Origin of the sequence: Photobacterium lipolyticum (genome assembly GCF_003026475.1) — a bacterium.
GTDB classification, from domain to species: Bacteria; Pseudomonadota; Gammaproteobacteria; order Enterobacterales; family Vibrionaceae; genus Photobacterium; species Photobacterium lipolyticum.
This window is the reverse complement of the sequence record NZ_PYMC01000032.1, coordinates 1-7,187: the sequence shown is the minus strand read 5'-3', so window position 1 is coordinate 7,187 and position 7,187 is coordinate 1. Positions and strand designations below refer to the sequence as shown.

Annotated in this window: 6 protein-coding genes; all 6 read right to left on the bottom strand. The window is 37.0% G+C overall.

The annotated features are described in order from the left end of the window. Window positions 1–122 precede the first annotated feature (122 nt). Window positions 123–692 carry a hypothetical protein gene (locus tag C9I89_RS22010; protein ID WP_107285467.1) on the bottom strand — a complete coding sequence of 190 codons (570 nt, stop codon included), beginning with the start codon at window positions 690–692 and terminating at the stop codon, window positions 123–125. Window positions 693–886: 194 nt separating this feature from the next. Beyond that, window positions 887–1,243, bottom strand: coding sequence for a cell envelope integrity TolA family protein (locus C9I89_RS22005; protein WP_107285466.1), 357 nt, complete (start codon window positions 1,241–1,243; stop codon window positions 887–889). Between the two features lie 159 nt (window positions 1,244–1,402). Continuing rightward, entirely contained in the window at window positions 1,403–2,251 is an 849-nt protein-coding gene (locus tag C9I89_RS22000; RefSeq protein ID WP_107285465.1) for a hypothetical protein, read from the bottom strand. 150 nt (window positions 2,252–2,401) lie between these two features. After that, a complete protein-coding gene (locus C9I89_RS21990) occupies window positions 2,402–3,661 on the bottom strand; it encodes a magnesium transporter MgtE N-terminal domain-containing protein (RefSeq protein ID WP_107285464.1) in 1,260 nt (419 codons plus the stop codon). 773 nt (window positions 3,662–4,434) lie between these two features. Beyond that, on the bottom strand, window positions 4,435–5,514 hold the full coding sequence (locus C9I89_RS21980; protein WP_245905542.1) for a HEPN domain-containing protein: 1,080 nt from the start codon (window positions 5,512–5,514) through the stop codon (window positions 4,435–4,437). Window positions 5,515–6,597: 1,083 nt separating this feature from the next. Next, window positions 6,598–7,187 (bottom strand): DJ-1/PfpI family protein (locus C9I89_RS21975; RefSeq protein WP_211315294.1); only part of this gene is annotated, 590 nt, incomplete at its 5' end.

Sequence of the window (7,187 nt, the reverse complement as noted above, 5' to 3'; positions counted from 1 at the left end):
AAAAAGTGGCCATCATCGCCTGCGTAAGGAAGATGGTTGTCATCCTAAATTCGATGCTGAGAGATGGCGTTTTATGGGATGCGAAAACAGCTTAAATTAACTATTGACGCCATAGTCGTTTGTTATGTGCTTCGGGGATAAAATTGAGAATGAATTTTGCAGATTTCATCAACTATTGGCTGAACTTTAAATTTATCCCCTAAAACCTCAAATTCACCAGTATCGATATAAAAAGCGCGAAAAATATGGACAGGAACACCCTCACTTTCAATTTCTCCACCAACGTAAGCAGGTAAGATATAACCAACGATTGGCTTGTTGTTTAAGTAAAGATCAAGATTTTCATCAAAATGTTCTAATTTATTTCTTAGCTTCCGACTTTTCAATGGACTGCTATCTTCAATACCAAATGCTTCTTGAAGTTGTTTAGCTCTTTTTTTATGCAATTCATTCTTCCCTGGTTTCGAGGGCCAGAAGTATCGGGATACAGTTGCGCTATGAAGGAAAAGATTTTGAAGGTGATTTAATAAGTCATCTTGCATCCCTCCTGTTATTTCATAGCTACCATTTGTCTGATTAGTCATTTCAGCAAAAGATGCCAGTGCATCAATAGAACTCATAGCTGATTCAACATGAAATCTTATGCTTTCACTGTAAAATGCCACATGAGGCGGTTGTATTCCTTCAAACATATCTTTCCTTGTAATCAAATTGCACATAACGCCTACAATAAGGTGTGCCACGTTGAACTAACCAAGCGCACCGAACTCCATACCAAAAATACCGAGTAAAATGCATCACCTTGATTGTTTTGTTATGTTTTTCTTTCTACTGAGCCGCACCAACATTCAAAGTAACCATCGTTGAAACATACATCATTAAATAATTACTTAAATGGAGTTATTGTTAATTTTATATCCATAAATTCGGAGTACTCACTTTCTGATAAAGTTAGCAACGGCTCATATGGAAATGTAGATGAAACAGCTTTAATGATTGCTTTCTCGAAACTTGGTCCACCATTGTTTTCGACTACTTCAACATACTCAAGATTAGATTTATTGTCTAATGAGAGGTTAACAACCGCTTTCTTGCCATAATAATCTTGTTCTAGTATCAAATTTTGCTGAATCCTATTAACGACTTTAGCAGCACAGTTATTTACTGTATTGCATTCATCTTGCCTTGATGAGCACGCAGATACAGAAAACATTATGAATAAAACTATCAGAAAATGCCTCATAACTCTCCCAAAAACATAACGCCTGCAATAAGGTGTGCCCACGATTAACTCACCAAGCGCACCGAACTTGAAACCAAAACCGCCGAGTGTAAAGCATCACCTTGATTGCCTTGTTAGGTGTCTATCTACACAAGCCCACTTGAACATTGATCAATATCATTACAGATATTTATACTTAGGAGAGGTAGGATCATAACCTTCAAGATAATTTACAAAAGATTTAATCCATTTTTTTTCATATTTATAGTCTCCTTTAGTCATGTTGTTTGTGATTTCTTTTTCCATCCAAGTTTCATAAATTCCAGATGTTCTATTTTTTGTCGCTTCTATTACGTTATTTGCTTCTAAAACAGAATTAGGAATACTACTTGTTGCTAAAAAACAACCATCAGAACCTATTTTATTCAGTATATATTCTATAATTTCTTTTTGTTTTAGTGAGAGCTGATTAACTGTAACGATCGTTTTTGCAACAACTACACACTCTTGATTATCGCCAAATTCACAATCACAAAATGATACTGAATCACGGAAAATTAAGATAAACTCGGTTGTAATGTCTAACCCTCCAATTTCTTTCGTTAGGTTAGAGTCATCTACAGTAGTTAGCCTGTCATAAATATTTAATTTCAAATCTTGTATGGTAGAGATTCCTTTTCTTTCAATCAACCTTTCCATATAATGATTACTAAACACCATATAATTTGAAATTGAAATTCTTAAATTTTTAAATTGCTTTTTTGATGTTGGGTAATATGCAGTTTCCACATAAACTCTACCATTTTCAACAAACAGTAACGGAGTTATTATCAACTTACCATAATGTTTACATTTGACATCAACAAACATCGCATCAAATATATTCAAATCGCTTTTATTTCGAGTCAAATAACTTAAAAAAGTTGAAGAGTCTTTAGCAGAGCAAAGCTGATTATTCACTCTTTCTTGTGAGTTTTGTAATTTTCCTTGCAGTTCTTTCCATATCAATTTTGACTGTTCTGCTGTCATTTTAAACCTTTATTTTCCCAATAATACTAAGTTATGCCGAACAATTTTTACACCTAACGCCTGCAATAAGGTGTGCCCCATAGAACTAGCCAAGCGCACCGTACTCCGTACCAAAACTGCCGAGTGTAACGCATCACCTTGATTGCTTTGTTAACTGGTTTTAGTCGCAGAATTGATAGGAACACTTTTTTCAAATATACCTTTCATTTGCTCTAATGTTTTGGGTTCAAAGTTTGGTGAAGGTACTTTGGTAAATGCACTATCGCTCTCAATATTCCAATTCTCGAAAATAGACTTCATATCTTCTTTTTCAACATTATTTCCATATATTTCGAGGTATAGTTTACCGAACCTAATCGCATGAACTCGATCGCTCCGTTTAAGTGCCTCATGCATGTATGCATTCCCTTGATTGAAGCAATGTTTTGCAAATGCACCAAGTAAACCAATAATCACCAGACCTTTTAGTATTAAATAAGTAAAGAACAACCAATCTATATTGCTTTGAGAAGCAACATTAAAAGAATATGCCCCATAGGCTAATGCTGCTACGGCAGCACCAATTGCCCACTTTAATGAATTAGCCCCCCTAGTATTCCACTCATCAGCTTTAGTTTTAAACTCTTGCTCTTTATCATTTAAGCCATCTATTGCATCTGAAACATACTCAGGAACTTTTAACTCTATACGTTCCTGAATTTTTTGATCATGTTCGGCTTGTAGTGCGGCTAACCGTCCAGATATTTCTGCTTCTCTACGTTTAAGCTCTTGAGCCTTTCGTTCAGACAGCACATGCTGCTGGTGAAGACGTTTTTCTGAGTCAACTGTTTGTTGTTGCAACGCTTCTAACTGTTTCGCCTGCTGTTCAACACGAATTTCATGGTGCTGCTCCTTATATGCGATTTTTTGTTCTATTTGCTTAAGTCGTTGCAATGCTTCGTATTCAATTGAATTCTCAATTTGACTTGAAAAAATATGGTTATACTCTGAATCTAGATCAAGTTCTTCTTGGATATACTCTTTCCATTTCAACCTCATATTATGAGGTAATAATTTCAACAGTCTATTTCTCTGAGTTTCTGATACTGACTTAAGGACTTTGGCTTGGGTCTCTGGACTGAGAGCTGAAAATATACGTCTGATATTTTCATTTGACAACATAAATAAGTACTTATTTATGTTCCTTGATGGAATCGAAGAAAATACCTTTTCAATTGTAATTGGCTCTGCTATTGAAAAGAACTTTCTTAAGCTAACCTCATCTAAAACGGAAAATACACGAACAATCTCTTTACCATTGCTCGCAATTATTAATTTGTTAAAATCTTCATCACTAAGATTTAACCACACTTCTCGTAACTGCTCTTTCGGCAAGTTCGAGATTCTTGGAAATTCCACCTCTAAACTCATATTTTTCCTTACCAGTTAACGCTGGGCATAAGGTGCGCCACGACTAACTCACCAAGCCCACTAAACTCCAAACCAAAACCGCCGAGTGTAACGCGTCACTTTGATGCCTTTGTTATAGCAATGAATTCGACACACTAACATCAAACAATCACACTTTAGTTTTCATTATTTTAGAATTCAACTTTTCACATTCATTAACAAAAAACAGAGCATTTAACGGAGCAATAATTGCCCCAACAAAGAACAAATAAATATTAATCAAGAACAAAGCGTTCAGTAACAAAGTAACACAAGAGAAAGACAACAAGTAATATCTGAATTCACTTGAAAAATTATAGAATGACTTTTCAAGTAAAAAAGCCACAACAATAGATGCAAAAAACAGCAACTGAATAACAAATGGGCATTCGATATCTACAGCTATATCCCAATAGTACATCGATATAATTGAACATGGTAGCATCCATATATTCATCATCAGAAAACATAGTGTTTTACCTCTTGATGAAAACTGAGTCGCATTTCTCTGATACTTTCGAAGTCTTTTCCTCTCTTCTTTATTCAACATTTATAACCTCTAAAGTTTAGATTATTACTCGATTATAAGTCCAGCTTTAACTATCAGTATCATGTGGGTTTGAGCTACATACAACAATGTAACAATTGCTATAACGCCAGCAATAAGGTGTGCCCCACTGAACTAGCAAAGCGCACTAAACTCCATACCAAAACCGCCGAGTGTAACGCATCACCTTGATTGCTTTGTTAAATTTTTATATTTCGTAGTAAGCTTCATCACCTGCCCAGTCAAAATTAATAGCATCATTTAAATGTAACGTGCCATTTTTTAACCATATATTTTCCTCGTTGAAAACTTTTTTAAGCATATAGTCCCCCCAAAAATCATCAACAGTTTCAACGCCATCGCATATTGCAGCTATCGCATACCCTATTACGCGCATACTTAATTGTTTTGAGAGGTGATAATACCAATCAACTTTTTTAGGTTCGATATCATCAGATGTTAAATCGCTCGAACCATCATGGAAAATAGCGCAGCGATAACGGTACATATTTTGTATTTCTTTAACCCACTTTTTCCCTTCAGGATTTTTATGCTCGATGAAAAGATCCTTTAGGGCCGAGTCGATTAGTATTTTTGAGTCCGCACCTCTCGGTGCTCCGACTACAAAGGAATACCGTTGAACTAAATATGCTTCACTAACCTCACCGTTAGGTAGCATTGACTCCAGACCAATCCAGTTAAAAGCGAACTTATGTGTGATATGAGAAGAAAACTGAGCTTCTCGCTCCCATTCTAAGCACTTATATACGCGATTTCCGAGTTCTGTAAGGTTACCTCGTAGAAATGAACCTAGCAGCCAATCCCACACATCTTGCCCTAAGGGCTGAGCAATTGCTGGCCCATAGCTTGAATTACTTGCAAGAATAGAACTCAGCTTTCCTTTAGAACTTACTACACCAACAGCTTTTCCAAGCTTTCGATCCCAATTTATAAATTTAGCTCTAGCCGAGAAATACTTTTTGTTAAAAAGTGCAAGAGCCATATCAGCTACTATGAGAGCATTTTTAACTGTTTCTTCATCGCTATTACAAATAGGAACAAGAAGTAATTTAGGATCATTAAGAGTCAACTTAGTAGAAGCTTCTAGACCAAAACTTTCAAAAGATGCTCGTAATGATTTAATAAATTTTCCCTTTAAATTACTTGGCATATGGCTTTCACGGCATATATACATATCAGGGCCAAGTCCGAGAGGAACTATTGGCGCAGTAATTACACCAGTTATGGATATTGCTATCCAATGGTCATAATCTGATAAATTAATCATTTTCAATTGAACTTACCTATAAAAATTTAACGCTGAGCACATGGGCAGCTAGACCCATGAACCAAAATTTAAAAACCGTAATCACAAAACTCAATTCAAACCAAAACTGCCGAGTAATAGCTGTCCCATGGTGCGTTTTGTTAGGGCAATTTTGGCGGGTATCCATCTCCCAGCGCCGACGGTGGTTGTTGGATCATTCTCTCAGCAGAATCATCATTCATGAATCGAAAGTCAGCTTGGCAATGAATCTCTTGTGACTAACAGCGTGAACCGGTGTCACGAGTATCTTTAACGTGCTGAGAAGCCGAATCGAGCGTACTGCGGACTAAGACCGACAACATTCATTTTCACGGTAAACAACCAACGATCTTAATATGGCTGGAAACGATGACTTTTTAGCAGTTAAGCATCGACCCATCACAAATAAAGCGCATGACTTCATGATAGCTAAACGTAAGAACATAAATAATTAAGCCGGAAGTTATGCTTTAGAGCCCTAACGCCTAGGATAAGGTGCGCCACGATGAACTCACCAAATCCACTGAACTTCAAACCAAAAATGCCGAGTGTAATGCGTCACCTTGATACTTTTGTTATGCATTCCCATCCGCAAACACTGTCATAATTTGGCAGTAAATCTGTTCGCTCATGCTGTCTCTACGATCTACTTCCAACAATCTCGAACTATCTGGCTTACGTTTACTATCAACGACTTTAAGCGAGCATGACTTTCACACATTCCGAATGGCATGCCTGATTGGCTGCAAATGCGACTATGCTAATTGCTAAAGGAAACTTCGTTTCTGAATCAGCGGAACAAACAGGGTATTCAACGAAAGCCTGAAGAACTGAATTCAAAGAAAACAAAGTTACAACCAACCCGTATTACTCGACACTTATTGGCAGCCTTTCAATGAACGAATGGCCGGAGAAACATGGCAATGCGCGATGCTGTTACGAACACAACCCAAATCAGCTCTGAATGCATAACGCCTACAATAAGGTGTGCCACGTTGAACCAACCAAGCGCATCGAACTCCATACCAAAAATGCCGAGTGTAATGCATCACCTTGATTGTTTTGTTAAACACATGATTTTTCGATGAATCCCATGCCTTCTTTAATGCGATCTAAGTTAGCAGTTGATGTGAGCTTTTCTACAATAGTGAAAGCTACATCCATCGCAGCTGAAGGACTTCTTGAAGTGATTATGTTTTTATCGATAACAACGGCTTGCTGGATGATATTTACACCCATTTCTTTCATTTGAGCCTGACGTTTTTCGCTTAAATGGTAAGTTGTGCCATTACGACCATTAAGAACACCACTTTTAGCAATTGGTAATGCTCCGACACAAACAGAAGCGATTATCTTACCTTGTGAGTCAAAATCGCGAATTAACGAAAGTAACCTTTCATCGTATGCATCTTCATAAAACCCAGAACGGCTCATGCCGCCAGGAATAGCCAGAGCATCAAAATCATTGATGTCTATTTCACTTAACTGAAATTCAGGCTCAACCGTAAAATTCCATGCACATTTTACTTTTGGACGTAAACCAACCGTAACAAGTTCAATTGGTTCTAAACCATAAGTTGTCGTCCAACCAAGAGCATCAGTAAATACACTTGCTTCGTATTCTTCCAAACCCTGACATAGAAAGAGAATAACCT